Below are 18,623 nucleotides of genomic sequence, written 5' to 3'. Positions count from 1 at the left end.
AGCCAATATTCACTAAATATAACGTTTATAGGGGTAAATAAATTATTTTCAGGATAGACTTATCGATTAAGGTTATCAGTTTTGTCTCTTCATTGAAGTTAATCAGGATTTCGTCATGCATAAAGTGTTTATAAGCTATCACCATGCGAACGAAGGTGGAATTAAAGAGGAACTTCTAAGAATAAATGAGGAGCATAATATTTTTATTGATTGCTCGGTAAGTACCGGTGATATAGATGAGGATTTGGAATCCCAAGCAATACGGCAGACTATAAGGCGAAAATATCTCAGCGGCTCAACAGTGATTTTGCTTATCGTTGGCAGGGAGACTAAGTATCGGAAACATGTAGATTGGGAGCTCTATTCGAGCATGTACAAGGGTAAAAATTTTGGGAGGTCAGGTGTGGTAGTTTTGCACGCTCCTTACTGCCAATCAGATTACTTTACTGCTCCATCCGAGGAAATAAAGAAAACTATTTACCCCCATATCTCGACCTGGAAATCGATTGATAGCAGAGAGGAGTACGAAAAACGTTATCCTCACCTGCCACCACGGATTATAGATAATCTGTTAAAAAAGGGTAGTAAAATCTCAGTGTCGAATTGGAATAGCGTGATAGAGAACCCTGAAAGGCTTCGATTTCTGATTGACTATGCACACAGTGCGCGTTTGAATTGCGCATACGATATGAGTCGTCGGATGAGAATGAAAGACTATTATCCATCGACTTCCTCGATGAATTATTAATAGGAGATGCCTTTCTGTTCCGCGTTAAATGTCGACCATAGAACCGGCCTAGATTTTTGCCCGTGTCACGACTTAAAACTAATGCCAATTAATGCCAACGTGACTGTTACTAATTATCGACAGTTCACGTCATATCTATAGTGCCACTCAACGCATCCCATCTATCTTTTAGTGCAGCAGGCCCGGGCTGCAGAACCAGCGGTGTCTTAATCCTGTAAAGGTGGTTGTTTTGCAAAACCGGGTCAGATCTATTTTTACGGTTATTTGGGCACGCTGCCCCGCTTTCCACAGTCATTAACTTTTCCCGTTCAGATTCATCGCCCGGTTTTGGCAAAAAACCTTCCAAACTCGATCATCTGGGTGGCCGTAATGTGCGGCAGATAGATCCGGACATCATCAGCTGTGATGTCCACGATTTGGGCGCTGTGGGAGGCTGCGGTTGCCTCGGCGATTTGTGATTTCTGCTGTTGCGAGAGAGCCAGATTCGCGACCGTGACAGTGCAAATGGGCATGGGAAACCCCTGCCATGGGTTGTACGTTTGCACTGGATGTCGTCACCATGGGAGTGAAGCGGGCTTGTTTCACAATAGCGACTCTTATCTGCCCGGCCACGCGCACGGTCCGCTGTCGCGCGTTTCGCGTTGCTTGCGCGGTAGCCTTCAGAGGCAACAGGAGGATCACATTGTCGATCATGGATCTGGACAGCTGGACGCTGTCACAGAGCATCGTGGTTTTCAGCGTCTGTGCGCTGGTCATTGCGATTGCGGGCACACGCATCACTCGGGTGGTCGACCAGCTCGCCGACCGGACCGGGCTGGGTGAGGCAACCGCTGGAGCCGTGCTTCTGGGGGCAGCGACGTCCCTCAGTGGTTCGGTACTCTCGGTAACAGCAGCTTACCGGGGGCACCCGGAGTTGGCTGTCAGTAATGCTCTCGGGGGCATCGCGGTACAGACCTTTTTCCTGGCAATTGCCGATATGGTCTATCGTCGTGCAAACCTGGAACACGCGGCGGCCTCGGCCCCAAACATGATGCAGAACGGACTGCTGATCGCGCTCCTGGCATTGCTCCTTCTGGCGCCGACCTTGCCGGATGTGACCGTCTGGAATATCCACCCAATTACCCCGATACTGCTGGGCTTCTATTTTTATGGCACCCGGCTCATACAGAGTGCCGGCGACAACCCCATGTGGTACCCCTCCGTTACCAGCGATACCCGGCAGGACGAGCCGGAGAGCGAGAGCAGCTTGCCATCATTGAGCCGTCTCTGGACCGAATTCCTGGTGCTTATGGCCACGCTTGGCGTGGCTGGCCTGCTGTTGGAGCCCGCCGCCACCACCATCAGCGTGGAAGCCGGGCTGAGCCAGACAGTCGTTGGTGTTCTTCTGACTGCAATCAGTACGTCTATTCCCGAGCTGGTCACGTCGGTTGCCGCGGTAAGGCGGGGTGCGCTCACACTCGCGGTGGCCGGTATCATCGGCGGGAATGCCTTCGATACGCTGTTCATGGCCGCCTCGGACATCGCTTACCGGCAAGGCTCGCTCTACCATGCAATGACCCTCGATTCGGAACGTTGGGTCGCACTTACCCTGTTAATGTCGGCCATCCTGATCATGGGGCTGATACGTCGGGAACGCTACGGCGTCGGACGAATCGGTGCGGAGAGCCTGGCAATCATGGTGCTCTACGGGCTTGGTGTGGTGCTGATGTTTGCTGGCTGATTAGCGGCGTCATCCATGAGCAATAAGCTATCTGAGACTCACGAACAAAAAGCCTGCGAGCCAGACAATGATCGAAACGCGCCTGGCATTTCAGGGCGATGGTAAATCCTCTCGCGGGTTATGCCTGAGGCCCGAAGGGTTAACGGGAGCAACGCAGTGCTTTATCGTGTAGTCAGATGAATGCGATGCAAACAGGAGGGGATAGCGATGACGGCACCAGGCGATCAGCTTCGTGTGTTCTACGATGGCGCCTGCCCAAGCTGTGTCAAGGATCGCAGGCTTTATGAACGACTCGCGGGCAGGACCGGCGAATCGGTGGAGTGGGTGGATATCACCGGCCGTGACGAGGAGTTGGAGGAACGTGGTATAGACCCGCAAGCCGCGCTTCAGGAGCTCCATGTGGAAGATGGCCAGGGCAACATCCACCGGGAACTGGATGCCTATATTCTGTTGATGTCGCGGGTCTGGCTGCTGAAACCGCTTGCCTGGCTGATTGGTTTGCCGGTAATTCGGCCAGCGCTGGCAAAGCGGTATCACAAATGGGTGAGCGAGCGGCTGGAGAGAACCGGGCGCATGCCGTTGTAACTGCCTGGCCCTTACTGCAACTGATATTTGACCGGCTGCAGCGGTTCGGGTGCCGGGTCGCCCAGGGCTTCGGCAACACTGATTTCATGAATGCGGCAGATGGCATCCAGCGGCAGGTCGTTGGTGTGTCTGCCAAAGGGAAACTCAAGCTGTTCAGACAGGCGGTCCAGCCCAAAAAACGTGTAGGCCACGATGGCGGTGAACACCGGCGTAAACCAGCCTGCGACGCCTACCAGCCCGAACGGTAGCAGGTAGCAGAACACATACGCGGTGCGGTGAGCCAGCAGGGTGTAGGCAAAGGGCAACGGGGTGAGGGCAATGCGTTCCGAGGCCGCCTGAATGCCCGCGAGGCCATGAAGGTGCTGGTCTAAGGCCGCGGTTGCTACAGAATCCAGATCGCCCGCCTTATGGGCTTCGGCGAGTACGTCTCCGGCCCGGTGCAGCATGAAGGCGGCGGGGTTGCGTGTGCTCAGGGCCTGGTCAATGAGTTCGGGCGCCAGTGACCCGGGCAGATCAGACCGTACATCTTCTCCCCGCAACTGGCCGCGCAGCAGGTGAGCGTGAGCAAGGCATCGGGTCAGAAGCTCCCGGCGTCGCTCCGGGCTCAGGTAAATGGTGCCAGTCCGCGCCAGGCTGCGAAATTCGTACACCATATGCCCCCAGTGTTTTCTGGCTTCCCACCAGCGGTCGTAGGTGGCGGTGTTGCGCACGCTTAAAAAGATGGACAGGGCGATGCCCATGATCGTGAACGGCAGAAGTGTGTAGTCGACCATGCCGTCGAGGTAGTGGTGGCGCGAAACCCAGGTAACGGCGGCTGCAAACATTCCCGTAAGCAGAATGTGCGGCAGAATGTGGGGGACAACAGACCCTTTCCAGGCCAGCAACAGCCGGAGTGGGCCGGGGCGCTCGCGAACAATCACGGTTAACACTCCTGGGATGGATGATGGCCTTGCCTGAGGGTTGGCCGCTGTGATTCCTATGCCTTTTTACGGAGAACCCACTCGTTACACAAGGGGGTAAGCTTTTTTAAGCGAGGGGGCAGCACTCTGGCCGTTGCCTGGCATTACCCTGTGGTTTCAGGGGCAACCAGATCAGGCGGCGGATTTGTGGCAGCAGTCACTTTCGCAGGGTGATAGCAGGTAAGTGCTCGAAACTTCGAGAAACTGTTCGATAATCTGTGTCATCAAGATTCCCTCTGATGGTTTATTTGAATTGCAACCTAATAGGTTGGGGCGCATTCCCATAAAAAAACTTCGGAAAACCGAAACACATTGAGACCGCTTGGCGCCGGGGCTGTAAATTCCGACTGTTTTATCGACAGTCCCATGGCGCTTGAGCCTCTGACACCGACTTACTTTGATAGTAGCGGAAAGCGGTTGATGCGTGTTCGTGAGATGCGCGATTTTTAGTGCCGCTTGATTTCTCTTCTCTTGCCCTGATTATTTCTACCATCAGCCAATCAGAGGCCTGTTCATCATGACTGACGTTCGACACCTGGTATGTCCCCATTGCCACAAAGTGAATCGCGTACCGGCCGACAAGTTGTCCTCCGGCGGCAATTGTGGTGCCTGCAAACAACCGCTTTGGCCGGATCAGGTTCTGGAGCTAACGGAGCAGAACTTTGCTACCCATACCGGGCGCAGCGATCTGCCCGTGTTAGTGGATTTCTGGGCCAGTTGGTGTGGCCCGTGCAAAATGATGGCTCCGCAGTTCGAGCAGGCCGCGAGGGCCTGGCGCGGGAAAGTGCGCTTTGCCAAGCTGAATACGGAGCAAGCCCCCGGGCTGGCCGGTCAGTTTGCGATTCGCAGCATACCGACCCTGATTCTGTTCCAGAACGGCCGGGAGATGGCGCGCCAGAGTGGCGCCATGAATCAGGCCCAGATCAGCCAGTGGCTGCAATCGCAGGGTATTCGCTAGGAAAAACCGGAACAAAGGTGCCGTAGTATGAAGTTTCTGATCATCGGTGTTTTCGCCGCCATCGTGGCTTTCCTGATCTGGCGGAGTAAACAAAATACCGCACCTGAAGAGCAGGCCTGCGCCATTGACATCGGCAACCTGCTGAAAGCCAATCCGGATGCCCGACCGCAGGCCATTGCTGATGTGTTCCAAAAGTACGGCATTGATCAACCTCGGTGTAAGGCTGTGGGCGCGATGGTGATGCCGCAGTTGCGAAAGCAGGGTTTGAAGCCGGAGGATGCCAGGATTGTGATGAGGCAGGTGAGGGCGGCCTACCCTCTTGTGCCCTAGGTTGAATCAATTGAATTGATGATCGGAGAACGCTATAGCTGCTGGATGGTAACGAGATTGCCCGTTTTAGCATCAACTTTCCCGAGCCCTTTTGCTGCGGGGCTTCCGGGCGCTTAACCCGAGGTTTCCAACACAGTTATCCACAGGTATTGTGAGTAAAGTTCGTGATAAAGCCGGTCAGGAATCAGGCCGACGGTCGTCCCGGTCTTCCGGGGTTTTGTTCGGCCCGCCGGTTCAGCTCCACTTCAGTTTGGGTGTTTGGTAGGACTGGATGGCCGAGAGCAGCTGCGCTTCGTTATCCGTGTGGATAATCATCTCGGCATGGTGCGGTTTCAGGAAGCCGGAATCGGTCATGGTCGAGATCATCTCGAACAATTTATCGTAGAAACCGTGGACGTTGTAAAAGGCGCAGGGTTTTGCGTGATAGCCGAGTTGAGCCCAGGTCCAGGCTTCGAAGATTTCTTCCAGGGTACCGACGCCGCCGGGCAGAGCCACAAAGGCATCGGCCATTCGGGCCATGGCGGCTTTTCGTTCGTGCATATCGGCAACAATTTTCAGCTCGGTGAGGCCTTGATGGGCCAGCTCCCGGTCTTTCAGGTACTCGGGAATCACTCCGTACACTTGAGCGCCCTTTTCCAGAAAGGCGTCTGCGACCACGCCCATCAGGCCGACGTTGCCACCGCCGTACACCAGATCCACTCCGTTCGTTGCCAGGTAGTGCCCCAGAGCACGGGTTGCCTGGGCGAATTCCGGGTTTTCACCGATGCTTGAACCACAAAATACGGCAATTTTCATGGGTCTTACGAGGCTCCATTGATTCGGTTTAGAGGGTTAAGTGAGTTCTTCACTCTGTTGTGGTTGGTCCGGGCGCCTTTAGGTGCCGGGGCACAATAGAATGCCGCCTCCGGTCTGCCCAGTCTAGCCGTTGACCCTACATCCGAACCCGGAAGCCAGTTGTTAAGGCTTTGTAACCTGTTGAAGTATAAATAAAATGTAAGAGGTGGCTTCTCGAGTGTTTCTGATATTCTCGAATGGTTCAAAACTGACAGGTGCCTGGTGGGGCGCTGAGAACAGGCTCTCCTGCCCGCGATACAGGACAAGTCAGACCACCTGAACCATGGGATTTACATCATGAATATGAAACCACTGCTCGTTTTTCTGTCTCTGAGTGCCACCTCGTTGGGTGCCGTTGCGGGTGACACCGCCGACGCCGCGCTGGGTGGTGGTATTGGCGGCGCACTCGGGGCCGCCATCGGCAACGAGGTGGGTGGCAGAGACGGTGCGATTCTTGGCGGTGCTGTCGGTGCGGCAGCGGGAACGGCCGTGACCACCCGGGACCAACGGGACCACGATCGCGATTATGATTATGATCGCCGCCGGTATGACGATGATCGCGGGTCTTACCGGAAGTCTCGCGGCCATTTCTGCCCACCGGGGCAGGCGAAAAAGGGTAACTGCTGAGACGCTTGTGTGTTTCCGGGCGCACGGGGGCGTGCTGTGGAGATCACCGCTGGAGGAATTGATGCGTAACCTGCAGGAGGTGATGTCCGGAGCCTAGTGACTCTCTGAATAGTCAATCCATCCAGTTCCAGGGGGGCGCGTCCAGAAGCCCCTGGCCAAGAATGCGGGTTTCACCCAGCTCTTTGTCCAGTGCGATGGAGTGGCAATCATCGTCCGCTTCCAGAGCGGCTACAAGTCGAGGGGCATGGGAAACAACCCAGACCTGGGTTTCCCGCGAGACGCGAATGATCAGTCGGCCGAGGGCTGGAAGCAAGTCGGGATGCAGGCTTGTTTCTGGTTCGTTCAGCACCAGTAGTGATGGTGGGCGGGGTGTAAGCAGCGCGGCAACCAACAGCAGGTAGCGAAGGGTGCCATCAGAAAGCTCGGCCTGATTCAGGGGGCGGAGCAGGCCGGCCTGCTCAAATTCCAGGACGAAACGGTTACCTGCGTCCGTGCTGAACCCGAGCCTCGCTCCGGGAAAGGCATCTTCAATAGCGCTGTGCAGGCCCTCCCGGTCGCCGATTTCGTGAATGGTACGCAGGGCTGCAACCAGGTTATGGCCATTGTGGTCCAGCACCGGGGTGCGGGTCCCGATTTGCGGGGTGCGGATGCTGGAGTGTTGATCGGTGCGGAACTGATCGTAAAAGCGCCATTGCCTGATGGCCTGTCGGACGGCATGGACTTCAGGCACAGCCACAGGATCACTGATCTCGCTCAGAATGCTCTCATAGGTGTTTAGCCGGGTGTCGTAGACCTCCCATTTCCGCCCTGAACGTACTTTGACAACCGGCCCGACGCGATCAATCAGACAACTGCTTGGGCGGCAGACATCACCCACCCAGATACATTCGCGTTTTATTTCAGGGTCGAGCTGAAACATGCTGGGTTCCTGATAACCTGCAAACCCCGTAGAGGCCGGAATCCCAAGAGAAATCGCGTAGCCGAATTCTTCGCCTGCAAACCCCAGCCGTAGGCGGGATGGGGTGTTCCCGGCGGTCCCCTGAACGGGCGCTGAGCCGTCCCGCATCTCCTTTGAGAACTGGCCAGGCCCTGCCCAGAAGGTGTAGTCCAGGCCGCCCTCTTCCGCCAGGGAGGAGATCAGGTTGCCTTTTGCCGTTTCCGCCAGCAGGCGCAACGATTTATAGAGGTTTGATTTGCCACAGCCGTTCGGACCGGTAACAACGTTCAGGCCCGCCAGCGGTGCGACCACGTCTCTGAGGCTGCGATAGTTGGAAACGGCAAAGGCTTTGATCATGATCCGGATTAAACCTGTGTCCTGATGGCGCGAGTGAGTATTACCTGGAGTGGGAGTAGTCTATCAGCGCCTGAACACAACGGCGGAACAGTTCAGCCGAGAAAAACCGGTGTTCGCCGGGCTGCTCTGCCACCAGTAGCTGGCCACCGGACTCTTTGATGCCCCCCTCGATCATCAGGTTATCGCTCATCTCGAAGTCTTCAATGCTGTGGCCCAGTTCATCCCGATCGGCTGCGCCCGCGCGTTCACGGTAGTGCCTGCGGTCCATTGTGAATCCGAATGCAGCTTTGCCCTGGCCGATAATGTAGCCGACTTCGAACACCGTGCCCGGGTCCGCACTGATGCCTCGGAAGGGGGTGAGGTTGGCAATGACGGCGTCGCAACTGTCCATCAGTTCGCGGTTGGCCTGGTAGATCCGGTGGCCGCGCGCCGGTTTCGCTTCCTCGTCGGAAAACGTCAGGGCGGTGTCCAGTGGGTCTATGCCTTCATAGCCGGCTTCGCGCAGCAGGCGCTTTTTCTCGGCGACGATAGTGTTGTGTTCTTCGTGTGGGAAAAACACCTCCGGGCCGGCCAGGTAGATGCGTTTGGGTTTTGTCATGGCGAAGTCGTTTCCTGCTTCAGTCCTGGCAATTGCCCAAATCCAAACCGTATTGGACTGGCGATCAATGCTGAGAGGCTGGGTCGTATTCAATTGCTTCCAGTTTTACCCGAAAGCCACAGGCTGCTGCGTATTTGTTGAGCGTTCCCCAGCTTGGGTTGCTACGGCCTCTCTCAAGCCTCGAGATGTTGCTTTTGTTGGTTCCGAGCTTTTTCGCAACGTCTTCCTGAGTAAGGCCTGCTTTAGTCCTCATTGCGATCAACTGGTCGATCAGGCTGAATTCTTCCTGGAGGGCATCGTACTCCTGGTGAACTTCCGGATTTTCGAGTGCCTTTTGTCTGAACTGTTTGAAATTCATGATTTTTTGACCTCCTTTAAACGCTCTTTCGCGAGCTCTAGGTCTTTCTTCGGTATCTTTTGATCCTTTTTTACAAACACGTGCAGGATGATGATCCGTTTGCCCTGCATGTAGCAGAAGATTCCTCTACCTATTCCTTCTTTGGCTTTTGCTCGGATTTCAAACAGCTCACCACCTAAAGACTTTGTGTGCGGCTCTCCAAGGTTGGCCCCGTGCTTCTCCATCAATTCCATCAGCCGAATCATTCTGGCCTGAATCTTTGGCGGCATCTTAGCCAACTCTTCGCCTACTGAGTCGTAGAATTCAATCTCCCAATCCATGGGTGCTCCTTTGCCTTTTTGTTATCATATACGATAACTCTGAGCTTGAACACTATCTTGATAGCCGCCTCAACGAGCCTGAAGCTGTGCCACATAGGCGGTAATAAAAGCATTTTCCTGGAAGACTTTCAGGCCTGTGTCGGCAAAGGTGATGGGCACGGGGTTGGACGCCAGGGTGGATTTGATCAGGGCCGGAGGCACCAGGGTCACGTTCAGCTCAGAGTCGGCAATCAACTGGATGGCGGCTTCCATTTTGAAGCTGATGGCGCCACCGGCAAACTTGCCTTTTTGCATCCGCTCTTTTATCGCGACCGTGGCCACTCCGTATTCGGCCATCAACTCCGCAAAGGTGGCCTGAAACGTTTTCAGGTCGTCCCGGCTGTGGTTTTTCGGTAGCGACAGTTTGCGTACTTTGCAGTCGGGCAGGTTGAATTGGCCCCGGTCCATATTCAGCATACACACCACCGCATCGCTGCCGGTCAGTTCTACTCCGCATACAATCATAATAATGCCCCCTATGCCCCGGTTACTCTCAGCCGCAGCATTTCTTGAATTTGAGTCCGCTACCGCAAGTGCAGGCGTCGTTGCGGGAGGGAGATTTTGCTGTGGTGACTGTTCCCGTTTTATTCAGGATAGCCGTGAGCTCGTTGACGGATTCAACGGCGCCTTCGCGGGTATCAACGGAGATGGTTGCGTGAAGCTTCGCCGCGGCCACCTGGGCCTCAACTTCTTTCCTGCGTGCTTCACTGGTAACCACCAGCGTTAGTGGGTACTTCTTGCTGCCGCTCTTTTGGCTGGCGTTTGTCTGAAAGCCGCCGTAAGCCGTGTGGTGCTGGCGGGCATCTTGCCGACCTTTATAGAAAAATTTATCTGACATGCTGATATCCTGAAGGAGAGAATACCCAGGCGACGGCCGGGCGCAATCTTTTAGCACGCTTGCGGAAACAGTGATATAGGGAAAATCGGAAAAGACTAATCAAGGAAGCACCACGTGAATCAAAAAGGCTTACTCACCTCATGGAACGACGCCAAGGGTTTCGGTTTTATCACGCCAGAGAAAGGTGGCGAGCGTCTGTTTGCCCACATCAGCGCCTATCAGGGCCGGGGCAGGCCCTCGGCCAGCCGCAAGGTGGTCTACGCACAGACAAAAGATGAGAAGGGGCGGCTGAGGGCGTCCAGTTTCCAGTACGCTGGCGTGGCGAGACACAGCGTAGCGGTCGCCACGGGCGTTTGGTTTGCTCTGTTGATTGCCGCTGCAGTCGCAGGGGCGGTTTCTGTGTTGTACGTTCAGGGTTATGTGCCAGTGCTGTTGCCGGCGGCCTATGGCGTAATGAGTGTAGTGACCTTCTTGATGTATGCCGTCGACAAGGGGGCAGCTGAGAGCGGCAAGAGGCGTGTCCCTGAGGGGCGGTTGCATCTGTTTGAACTCCTGTGCGGTTGGCCGGGGGCACTGGTGGGCCAGCAATTCTTTCGTCATAAAACCCGAAAGACCTCGTACCAGGTGTCTTTCTGGTTCAATGTCGTCCTCAATCTCGCAGTGCTTTGCTGGTTGTTACTGTGGCCGGGCGCCGAGTTCGTCAGGCAGGCCCTGGAGATCAGGCCGGTTATGCTTCTAAGGTTTTGATGATGCAAAACGTCTGCTCGGACGACGAGCTCTCAACATTGCTGCAGTCCAACCCTGCGGTGCTGCTGCTATATGGCGGGGCAAGTTGTGGCGTCTGCCAGGCTATCAAGCCCCAACTGGAGCGCCTTTCCAGTGAACAATTCCCGAAGCTGGTTACTGCCTACATTGATTGCCAGGCATCAGCCGGTGCGCTGTGTGCGGCTCAGGGTATTTTCTCGCTGCCGGTGGTGCAGTTATGGTTTGAGGGGCAGCGATTTGCGGAATTCGCCAGGGTGTTTTCAATCGGCGAGGTGCGGGTAGCTCTGGAACGGCCATATGGGCTTTTGATCGAGTGCTGAGCCCTCTCTGTACTCGTGGCAGGACCCAAATCTCGCTGTGCGGATTGGCTACGGCTCGCAGATGCCCCTAACAAACACCAGCAGTTCATTATTGGCGGGCATTGCAAAATCGTCCCGGAGTTGCAGGCCAACGGCCTCGGCCAGCTCAGACAGGGCTTCAATATCTCGGATGCCCATGTGGGGTGCTTGGGATTTCAGCGACTGATCAAACGCCTTGTTGCTCTCGCTGGTGTACCCGCCCTTATGCTTGAACGGTCCGTACAGGCAGAACGCACCGTCTTTTTGAAGGCAGGCGCCGACACCTTGAAACATCTTTTCAACTTCCTCCCAGGCCATGATGTGAGCTGTGTTTGCTGAGAATGCCCATCGACAGGCGGACACAGGCCATGGCATTTGGTTTACGTCCAGCTCAAGGATTGGGAGGACGTTGGGCAAGGCGGCCTGTTGCAGTCGGGCAACGGCCAGGTGCGCCGCTCTGGGGTGGTCGGTGGGCTGCCATTTCAGGTGTGGCAGAGCCGCAGCGAAGTGCTCGGCGTGCTGGCCGGTGCCGGTTCCTATTTCCAGGACGGTACCTGGTGCCGTAAATACGTCACGCAGTTTTTCCAGAATGGGGGCTTTGTTGTTTTCGCAGGCTTGGGAATAGGGCAGGTGGCTATTCATGAATGCGTCTCTCCTTTCCCTTGAACGGTATCATAAAACGGTGTTTTGGCCATGAGGCAGCTATAATGGGCGCCTTTCATCATTGCAGAGAACGCTATGCCAATCGAAAAGAATCAAGTGGTCCTGTTTCACTACATCGTGAGAGACGAACAGGGCAATGAAGTTGAAAACTCCCGAGGCGGAGAGCCAAATGCCTACCTGCACGGCCATGGTGGCATTATTCGGGGGCTGGAAGACGCTCTGGAAGGCCGCGAAGCAGGCGATACGTTCAGCGTGACGGTGTCACCGGACAAGGCCTATGGCACCCGCAAGCCGGATGCGATCCAGCGAGTACCCATCAAACATCTGATAGGCGCCAAGCGCTGGAAGCCGGGCATGATCGCTCAGGTACAGACCGAACACGGGCCTCGCCATGTGCTCGTTGCCAAGGTTGGCCACAAGTTTGCGGATGTGGATACCAACCACCCGATGGCTGGCAAGACCCTCACGTTTGATATCGAGATCATTGAGGTGCGCGCGGCGGAGGCCGACGAGATCGCCCATGGCCACGTTCACGGCCCGGGCGGTCATCATCATTAATTAGAAGCAGCTGATCACCGCCAGTCGGGCCGGGGGTTACTCGGCCTCGACGGTTTCGTTCAGCAGTTCCGGCTTTTTCAGTGCCTTGGTGAACAAGTCTTTTTCTTCCGCAATGGCCAGGGCGCACTGTTCTGCCAGCTCTTCAGACAGGCCGCCGACCTTACGTTGCAGGAAGGTGGTAATCTCTTCGGACAGTTCAAGAACCTTGTCCCGGGCATCGGCTTCTGCTTTGGACGAAAACAACATTTTGTCCGGGTTTTTCAGTGCCATGTCCAGTCCGTCCCTCTCGGAATAGTAGAGTGCTTTTACGCCCATGGTATGCCATCGCCTCCGGGGTAATGATGGTTGGTAAGACCGTTAATGAAATCACAGCTTATCACGAATAGTGTATATTTATACAGTATTTTGCTGCGTCATCCTGTCCTCTTTTGCTGTTCCAGCGCCGGACCTGGCCCCCGTATGATGGATTGTCAGACATCAGCTCCGGAGTCCTGAAATGAACGCCAGAACAACCATAGCCGGTACTCAACCCACGCCGCCTCCCAAGACCAAGGCGCCCCTTCCCGAAGTCCGTCAGCCGGATTTTGATCTGGCGGAAGATGTGCCCAAGTACTGGTGGGATAGCGATCCGGCCAAAACGCTGTTGCTGGCGGCCTTGTCGGCGAGTTTTCCGCCCGGTGAGCGGTTTTTTATCGACTCCGTGCGCCATTATCAGAAAGAGATTACAGACCCGGAACTGAAGGCGGCAGTGCGAGCGTTCATCGGCCAGGAGGCGCACCACTCAAAAGAGCACGAGGCCCTGAACGGATACATGCAGGCGCGCGGCATCAACCTCAAACGCCTTGAGCGCGAGGTGATGTGGCTGATGAATGTGCTGCGCAAGCGGCTGAGCCCGGAGCGCCAATTGGCCCATACGGTGGCGGTGGAGCATTTCACGGCACTGATGGCAGAGGAATTCCTCCTGAAATATGACGCTCTGGAAGAGATGGACCCGCGTATGGCCCCCATCTGGGCCTGGCACGCGATTGAGGAATCCGAGCATAAAGCCGTGGCGTTCGACGTGTATAACACCATCGGAGGCAGCGAGTTTGTCCGGTTGACCGAGATGATGGTGGTGAGCGTGCTGTTTCCAGTCTCCAGCGGTATTCATCTGATTCAACTGATGAAAGAGGACGGCCAGTTGTTCAATCTGAAATCCTGGGCGAACGGTCTCAATTACATGTGGGGCAAGCCAGGTGTATTCCGCAAACTCCTGCCCTCTTACTTCAAGTACTACAGCCCCGGCTTTCATCCATGGAATCACGATGCCCGTGATCTGGTGGAGAAAGCCAAACGGAAGTGGCTCGCTCCGGTGATGAAAAAGGCCGCGTGACGCCTAACACATTTGCTACCATGTCGGACTTTTCACTGGGTTGAGGATCTAAGTCCGGCAACATGAATGCGCCTTTCACGCTGCGGCCTTACCAACAGGAAGCGGTCGACGCCACGCTGAACCACTTCCGTAAATCGGATGAATCTGCGGTCATTGTGCTGCCGACCGGTGCCGGTAAGAGCCTGGTGATTGCCGAGCTGGCTCGCCTTGCGCGCCGAAAGATCCTGGTGCTGACTCATGTGAAGGAACTGGTGGAGCAGAATCACGCCAAGTATCAGAGTTATGGTTTGTCGGGGGGAATCTTTGCGGCCGGGCTAAAGCGCAAGGAGAACCACCATCAGGTGACCTTTGCCAGCGTGCAGTCGGTGGCGGCGAATCTGGACCAGTTCCGGGATGAATACTCGCTGGTTATTATCGATGAGTGCCACCGGGTGAGTGGCGAGGAAACCAGCCAGTACCAGCGGATCATTGAGCTTTTACGGCAGCAGAATGACTCCCTGAAGGTGCTTGGGCTCACCGCCACTCCCTACCGCCTGGCCATGGGATGGATCTATCGTTACCACTACCGGGGTTTTGTTCGTGGTTCTGATGACGAACAGGACAAGCCTTTCCGGCACTGCATCTACGAATTGCCCCTGAGCTACATGATCAACCGTGGTTACCTCACCCGGCCTGAATTGGTTAACGCCGCCGTGGCCCAATACGATTTCTCCACGCTGACGCAGGACCGTTTTGGCGAATACGCCGAGAAAGACGTCAACCAATTGTTGAGCAAACATCAGCGGGTGACACGTGCCATCATCGAACAGGTGATGGAGATGGCGGCCGAGCGCCAGGGGGTGATGATTTTCGCGGCGACAGTGCAGCACGCGCAGGAAATTGCCGGGTACTTGCCCGAGCAGGAAACCGCCCTGGTGACCGGCGCGACTGATCTGCGAGATCGCGACCAGCTGATCCAGCGCTTCAAACAACGGCAGTTGAAGTACCTGGTGAATGTGTCTGTGCTGACGACCGGGTTTGATGCCCCCCATGTGGACCTGATCGCCATCTTGCGGCCTACTCAGTCTGTAAGCCTGTATCAGCAGATTGTCGGCCGAGGCTTGCGGTTGGATGAGGGGAAACGGGATTGCCTGGTGATTGATTACGCTGGCAATCATGTCAATCTGCATCATCCGGAAGTTGGGGAGCCGAAGCCCAACCCAGACAGTGAACCGGTGCAGGTGTTCTGCCCGGGCTGCGGTTTTGCCAACATCTTCTGGGGCAAAACCGACAGCGACGGGCGTGTCGTTGAGCATTATGGCCGCCGGTGCCAGGGCCTGCTGGAGCCTGCTGACGATGACCGAGGGCGGCCACAGCAATGTGACTACCGGTTCCGCTTCAAGGAGTGCCCACATTGTGGCGCTGAGAACGACATCGCTGCCCGCAACTGCGGGCACTGCCACCAGGCCATTATCGACCCGGATGATCAACTGCGGGATGCCCTGAAGCTTAAGGATGCCATGGTCATCCGTTGCGCCGGGGTTTCGCTTGCCGTAGAAGGCCAAAAACTTCGGATCACTTACCACGGAGAAGACGGGGAGGAACTCCGGGAGTCGTTTGATTTCAGCAAGCCCGCCCAGCGAGCCGTGTTCAACAAGCTGTTTGGACGACGATTTGCCAATGGTCAGGCTCCGAAAGTCTTTGCCCGGGCAAATGAGGTGCTGGAGATGCAGGTACTGTTACCCGCGCCGGATTTCGTGATTGCTCGCAAGCAGAAGCACTACTGGCAGGTGCAGGAGCGGGTTTTTGATTATCAGGGGCAGTATCGTAAGGCGTATTGACTGGCTAAACGATGCTCGGGTGGCGCATTGGATGCCATCTGGTCTATCGCCCTGTATGATTCGGACATAATCTCTCGTCAGCTTTCAAGCGGTGTTTACTCGGATCATGTCGGTAACCCTTCGAACCACAGTGCTCGTGCTGCTCCTGCTTGTAGCGGGGTTAGGGCATGCCAAGATCTACAAATGGGTAGATGAGCACGGCAAGGTGCACTTCAGCGACCGCCAGGACCATAGCGTTAAGCAGGAAGTGGTTAACGTGAAGCCCAGGGCCTCGAAGTGGTCGCGTTTTGATATCCGCATTGAAACGGTCGATCTGGAGCTGACTGCCGAGGAAAACCAGCAGATTGTCGATGGCGTGAACCATGTTTACGAGTTTTTCGACCGCGTGCTGTCTTTCGATATGTACCGGACGGTGCCGGTTAATATTCTGATTTTCAAGGATATGGTCAGTTACCGGAACTACCTGATTCAACGGGACAGGGGCTGGGCGGTTGCATCCTACGGTTTGTACATGCCATCTGAGCATCAGATCGTGGTTTATATTCAGGAGGACAGGGAACGCACCTTCAGAACCATCAAGCATGAGGTCAGTCATGCGGTTGTCGATACCATCGTCCCCTATGCTCCCGCCTGGTTGAACGAGGGGCTTGCCGAGCAGATGGAGATGCTGGAACGGGATGATTCCGGCTTGTATTTCGAGAGCCACCCGGAAAACCGATGGATTGTCGCTAAAGCCCGTGAGCAGGGGCGGTTAACCGGCATCGACCAATTCCTGAAACTGCCCAGCAATAAGTGGCGACACTCCGATATGTCTGGTAGCGGCAGCGTGCGTGCCCAGGCTGGCCAGTTTGTCTATTTCCTGCTTGCCAAGCCCACGCGCCGCAGTTTTCTGGTGCGGCTGATGCATAACTTCAACCGAGGTGACCGCACACTCTCGTATTACCTGGTAGACGACAACTACATCGGCGGGGTCAACATGCTGGGCCTGGACTGGCGACGCTGGCTGCATGCCCAGGGTGAGGGCTCGGTGCGGTTTGCGTTCTGACACTTTAGGCGGGGGCGTTGTTGTGAAGGTTTTCAAATCATTGGTGATTGCCGGAGTACTTGCGCTGTCGGGTTGCACCAACGTGATCGGGGACGTGCCCCGTTCCATTCATCTATCCTCGTCTGCCGGGCAGGAAGCAGGGGAGCTGTTGTCGGTTGCCCGCGATTTCTTCACCGGCTCGGGGTATCAGTGTCATGCCGATCAGCCTGCGGACAGCCTGCGTTGCAGCCGACCACTCCGGGACCTGTACATTCATCAAACCACGGCAGTGGTCCGCATTTATTCAGACGATGACGCCACCCCTGAGGTGACACTGGTGGCAACGCGCTGGGATGAGGGGCTGATTCCCAGCGAGTTTATCTCGGACGAATTCCACAACCCGGATGTCGAGGCGTTTTGTGAGTACGTGAAGGCGCAGGCTTTGGGAGTGTGTCAAACCGTCTCGAGCTAGGGCCTGCCATTGTCAGGGGGGCAGAACCGAAAACCAATGGCGGCAACAATCGGATGGAAACCATTGTCGAAGTCGGTTTTACTCATCGCTACGACCATGATTAAAAGGGTGATGAGATGTCCCGCTCCCCGGAACAGGATAGCGATTGGACGACAGGCGTCGGCGACTCTGCGGCAGGGGAGAGTGCACGGGTAGCCAGGCTGGTCAGGGTGGCACAGCACATCGAGATGCACGCCGATGAAGCACTCACGCTCTCGAGCCTGGCGAAGGTGGCCGCTCTGTCACCGTCCCGTTTACAGAAACAGTTCAAGGCGGCGTTTGGTGTCTCTCCAAAAGCCTATCAGGATGCCGTCCGTATGCGGCGCTTCAAGCAATCCCTGAAAGACGGGAGTAAAGTGACGGACGCGATATTCGCCTCCGGGTTTGGTTCGGTAAGTCGTGTCTACGGTGAAGCGAACCGTAGCATCGGTATGCCGCCCAGGACCTATCGGGCCGGTGGTGCGGGTGAAGTCATCGTCTATGCCGGCCGAACCACCGCACTGGGGCTGATGATGATGGCGGCCACGGATAGGGGTGTTTGCTTTGTGGAATTCGGTGACGATGAAGCGTCGCTGGTGGGCCGATTGAGGTCGGAATTTCCTAAGGCTGAGCTGACCGCCTCACCAGCCCGGAACGCCCCGGAACTTGATGCCTGGATGGAAGCCCTGGATCAGCATATCAGTGCGGGAGCCCCACGGCCGGATTTGCCGTTGGATATGCGAGGCACCGCGTTTCAGGTAAAAGTCTGGCAGTTTCTGTTGAGTATCCGCGAGGGCGATGTCCTGAGCTACAGCGAGGTGGCCGCGAAGATCGACAAGCCCAGGGCGGTGCGGGCCGTGGCGTCAGCTTGTGGCAAGAACCGGATTGGTGTGTTGATTCCCTGCCATCGTGTATTGCGGGGCGATGGCGGGCTTGGCGGTTATCGCTGGGGATTGGAGCGAAAGCGGGCGTTGTTGGAGGCAGAGCGGAGAAGTGTGACGAGGGAATAAACGATCCCAAAATGCTCCGACAGCAATTTTTTCCTGTTTCAGTTATACTGGAGCGCTTATATTGGCGAATAAGCCAATAGCGAACCGGGGAAATATCATGAGCAAGAAAGTCGTAAAAGCTGTTTTAACGTCTGCTGAGATTGAAGAGCAGACAGCTGCCTTTTTAAAGTCCGGTGGGCGTGTTGAATATGTGGTTAAAGGTAAAAGCGCACAATTAACTGCTGCCGGCCCTAAACAGATTAATCTGAAGAGTAATTAAGAGTTTTCGATAGCGGGATGGGCTGGGGAACATAAATCTGGCCGGATCTGAGCAATAAAAAAGGCAGCCGAGGCTGCCTTTTTTACGTATTGGCCGTTAGCCCGGATTTCTCATGA

General features: G+C 55.7%; 26 protein-coding genes. 15 read left to right on the top strand and 11 right to left on the bottom strand.

Annotated elements, in window-relative coordinates:
- Nucleotides 1-115 precede the first annotated feature (115 nt).
- A complete protein-coding gene (locus Q674_RS27910; protein WP_023008513.1) occupies nt 116-748 on the top strand; it encodes a TIR domain-containing protein in 633 nt (210 codons plus the stop codon).
- 314 nt (nt 749-1,062) lie between these two features.
- Here the strand turns inward: Q674_RS27910 and Q674_RS27905 are convergent, their stop codons facing one another.
- The gene (locus Q674_RS27905; protein WP_023008512.1) at nt 1,063-1,260 is read right to left on the bottom strand and encodes a hypothetical protein; all 198 of its coding nucleotides are present in this window, start codon (nt 1,258-1,260) and stop codon (nt 1,063-1,065) included.
- Between the two features lie 179 nt (nt 1,261-1,439).
- Here Q674_RS27905 and Q674_RS27900 point away from each other — a divergent pair, with 179 nt between their 5' ends.
- On the top strand, nt 1,440-2,468 hold the full coding sequence (locus tag Q674_RS27900) for a sodium:calcium antiporter (RefSeq protein WP_023008511.1): 1,029 nt from the start codon (nt 1,440-1,442) through the stop codon (nt 2,466-2,468).
- Between the two features lie 207 nt (nt 2,469-2,675).
- Nucleotides 2,676-3,053 (top strand): thiol-disulfide oxidoreductase DCC family protein, encoded by a 378-nt coding sequence (locus tag Q674_RS27895; RefSeq protein ID WP_022991751.1) that lies wholly within the window; start codon nt 2,676-2,678, stop codon nt 3,051-3,053.
- A gap of 11 nt (nt 3,054-3,064) precedes the next feature.
- Here the strand turns inward: Q674_RS27895 and Q674_RS27890 are convergent, their stop codons facing one another.
- A complete protein-coding gene (locus Q674_RS27890) occupies nt 3,065-3,973 on the bottom strand; it encodes a bestrophin family protein (protein ID WP_022991750.1) in 909 nt (302 codons plus the stop codon).
- A gap of 556 nt (nt 3,974-4,529) precedes the next feature.
- Here Q674_RS27890 and trxC point away from each other — a divergent pair.
- Together trxC and Q674_RS27880 are read left to right on the top strand one after the other, a co-directional pair.
- Nucleotides 4,530-4,970 carry a thioredoxin TrxC gene (gene trxC, locus Q674_RS27885; RefSeq protein WP_031209988.1) on the top strand — a complete coding sequence of 147 codons (441 nt, stop codon included), beginning with the start codon at nt 4,530-4,532 and terminating at the stop codon, nt 4,968-4,970.
- A 27-nt stretch (nt 4,971-4,997) separates the two neighbouring features.
- Entirely contained in the window at nt 4,998-5,300 is a 303-nt protein-coding gene (locus Q674_RS27880; RefSeq protein WP_022991748.1) for a hypothetical protein, read from the top strand.
- 234 nt (nt 5,301-5,534) lie between these two features.
- Here Q674_RS27880 and Q674_RS27875 read toward each other — a convergent pair whose 3' ends face one another.
- Nucleotides 5,535-6,095, bottom strand: coding sequence for a TIGR00730 family Rossman fold protein (locus Q674_RS27875; RefSeq protein WP_023008510.1), 561 nt, complete (start codon nt 6,093-6,095; stop codon nt 5,535-5,537).
- A 336-nt stretch (nt 6,096-6,431) separates the two neighbouring features.
- On the opposite strand from Q674_RS27875, the gene Q674_RS27870 reads away from it, so the two are divergent.
- On the top strand, nt 6,432-6,761 hold the full coding sequence (locus Q674_RS27870; RefSeq protein ID WP_023008509.1) for a hypothetical protein: 330 nt from the start codon (nt 6,432-6,434) through the stop codon (nt 6,759-6,761).
- A gap of 112 nt (nt 6,762-6,873) precedes the next feature.
- On the opposite strand, the gene Q674_RS27865 is transcribed toward Q674_RS27870, so the two are convergent.
- The 6 genes from Q674_RS27865 to Q674_RS27840 form a co-directional block, all read right to left on the bottom strand.
- The gene (locus Q674_RS27865; RefSeq protein ID WP_023008508.1) at nt 6,874-8,055 is read right to left on the bottom strand and encodes an AAA family ATPase; all 1,182 of its coding nucleotides are present in this window, start codon (nt 8,053-8,055) and stop codon (nt 6,874-6,876) included.
- A 40-nt stretch (nt 8,056-8,095) separates the two neighbouring features.
- Entirely contained in the window at nt 8,096-8,653 is a 558-nt protein-coding gene (locus Q674_RS27860; RefSeq protein ID WP_023008507.1) for a nucleoside 2-deoxyribosyltransferase, read from the bottom strand.
- 64 nt (nt 8,654-8,717) lie between these two features.
- Nucleotides 8,718-9,011, bottom strand: coding sequence for a helix-turn-helix domain-containing protein (locus Q674_RS27855; RefSeq protein ID WP_022992835.1), 294 nt, complete (start codon nt 9,009-9,011; stop codon nt 8,718-8,720).
- Entirely contained in the window at nt 9,008-9,331 is a 324-nt protein-coding gene (locus tag Q674_RS27850) for a type II toxin-antitoxin system RelE/ParE family toxin (RefSeq protein ID WP_022992834.1), read from the bottom strand. Before Q674_RS27850 ends, Q674_RS27855 begins: the two co-directional genes overlap by 4 nt.
- A gap of 69 nt (nt 9,332-9,400) precedes the next feature.
- Nucleotides 9,401-9,835 (bottom strand): DUF3010 family protein, encoded by a 435-nt coding sequence (locus Q674_RS27845; protein WP_023008506.1) that lies wholly within the window; start codon nt 9,833-9,835, stop codon nt 9,401-9,403.
- A gap of 28 nt (nt 9,836-9,863) precedes the next feature.
- Nucleotides 9,864-10,208: a PBPRA1643 family SWIM/SEC-C metal-binding motif protein gene (locus Q674_RS27840; protein WP_023008505.1), complete on the bottom strand. Its 345-nt coding sequence runs from the start codon at nt 10,206-10,208 to the stop codon at nt 9,864-9,866.
- Nucleotides 10,209-10,322: 114 nt separating this feature from the next.
- Here Q674_RS27840 and Q674_RS27835 point away from each other — a divergent pair, with 114 nt between their 5' ends.
- Both Q674_RS27835 and Q674_RS27830 read left to right on the top strand, forming a co-directional pair.
- Entirely contained in the window at nt 10,323-10,955 is a 633-nt protein-coding gene (locus tag Q674_RS27835) for a DUF1294 domain-containing protein (protein ID WP_022992831.1), read from the top strand.
- Nucleotides 10,955-11,293 carry a thioredoxin family protein gene (locus Q674_RS27830; RefSeq protein WP_022992830.1) on the top strand — a complete coding sequence of 113 codons (339 nt, stop codon included), beginning with the start codon at nt 10,955-10,957 and terminating at the stop codon, nt 11,291-11,293. Before Q674_RS27835 ends, Q674_RS27830 begins: the two co-directional genes overlap by 1 nt.
- A gap of 48 nt (nt 11,294-11,341) precedes the next feature.
- Here the strand turns inward: Q674_RS27830 and Q674_RS27825 are convergent, their stop codons facing one another.
- On the bottom strand, nt 11,342-11,953 hold the full coding sequence (locus Q674_RS27825; RefSeq protein WP_023008504.1) for a DUF938 domain-containing protein: 612 nt from the start codon (nt 11,951-11,953) through the stop codon (nt 11,342-11,344).
- A 96-nt stretch (nt 11,954-12,049) separates the two neighbouring features.
- Between Q674_RS27825 and Q674_RS27820 the strand changes: the two genes are divergently transcribed.
- Nucleotides 12,050-12,532, top strand: coding sequence for an FKBP-type peptidyl-prolyl cis-trans isomerase (locus tag Q674_RS27820; protein WP_011786404.1), 483 nt, complete (start codon nt 12,050-12,052; stop codon nt 12,530-12,532).
- A 36-nt stretch (nt 12,533-12,568) separates the two neighbouring features.
- Here the strand turns inward: Q674_RS27820 and Q674_RS27815 are convergent, their stop codons facing one another.
- Nucleotides 12,569-12,847, bottom strand: coding sequence for a YebG family protein (locus Q674_RS27815; RefSeq protein ID WP_014422334.1), 279 nt, complete (start codon nt 12,845-12,847; stop codon nt 12,569-12,571).
- Between the two features lie 181 nt (nt 12,848-13,028).
- Between Q674_RS27815 and Q674_RS27810 the strand changes: the two genes are divergently transcribed.
- The 6 genes from Q674_RS27810 to Q674_RS41315 all read left to right on the top strand — a co-directional run bounded on the left by Q674_RS27810 (nt 13,029) and on the right by Q674_RS41315 (nt 18,507).
- Nucleotides 13,029-13,904, top strand: coding sequence for a metal-dependent hydrolase (locus Q674_RS27810; RefSeq protein ID WP_023008503.1), 876 nt, complete (start codon nt 13,029-13,031; stop codon nt 13,902-13,904).
- Nucleotides 13,905-13,966: 62 nt separating this feature from the next.
- Nucleotides 13,967-15,724, top strand: a complete 1,758-nt coding sequence (locus Q674_RS27805; protein WP_023008502.1) for a DEAD/DEAH box helicase — start codon at nt 13,967-13,969, stop codon at nt 15,722-15,724.
- 106 nt (nt 15,725-15,830) lie between these two features.
- Entirely contained in the window at nt 15,831-16,769 is a 939-nt protein-coding gene (locus tag Q674_RS27800) for a DUF4124 domain-containing protein (RefSeq protein ID WP_023008501.1), read from the top strand.
- A gap of 22 nt (nt 16,770-16,791) precedes the next feature.
- Nucleotides 16,792-17,220 carry a hypothetical protein gene (locus Q674_RS27795; protein ID WP_023008500.1) on the top strand — a complete coding sequence of 143 codons (429 nt, stop codon included), beginning with the start codon at nt 16,792-16,794 and terminating at the stop codon, nt 17,218-17,220.
- 116 nt (nt 17,221-17,336) lie between these two features.
- Nucleotides 17,337-18,248 carry a bifunctional transcriptional activator/DNA repair enzyme AdaA gene (locus Q674_RS27790; protein WP_023008499.1) on the top strand — a complete coding sequence of 304 codons (912 nt, stop codon included), beginning with the start codon at nt 17,337-17,339 and terminating at the stop codon, nt 18,246-18,248.
- Nucleotides 18,249-18,345: 97 nt separating this feature from the next.
- Nucleotides 18,346-18,507 (top strand): hypothetical protein, encoded by a 162-nt coding sequence (locus Q674_RS41315; RefSeq protein WP_023008498.1) that lies wholly within the window; start codon nt 18,346-18,348, stop codon nt 18,505-18,507.
- Nucleotides 18,508-18,623: the final 116 nt, after the last annotated feature.

Origin of the sequence: Marinobacter sp. EVN1 (assembly GCF_000475375.1) — a bacterium.
GTDB classification, from domain to species: Bacteria; Pseudomonadota; Gammaproteobacteria; order Pseudomonadales; family Oleiphilaceae; genus Marinobacter; species Marinobacter nauticus.
The sequence above is the reverse complement of the archived record's forward strand: the minus strand, read 5'-3'. Positions and strand labels throughout refer to the sequence as shown.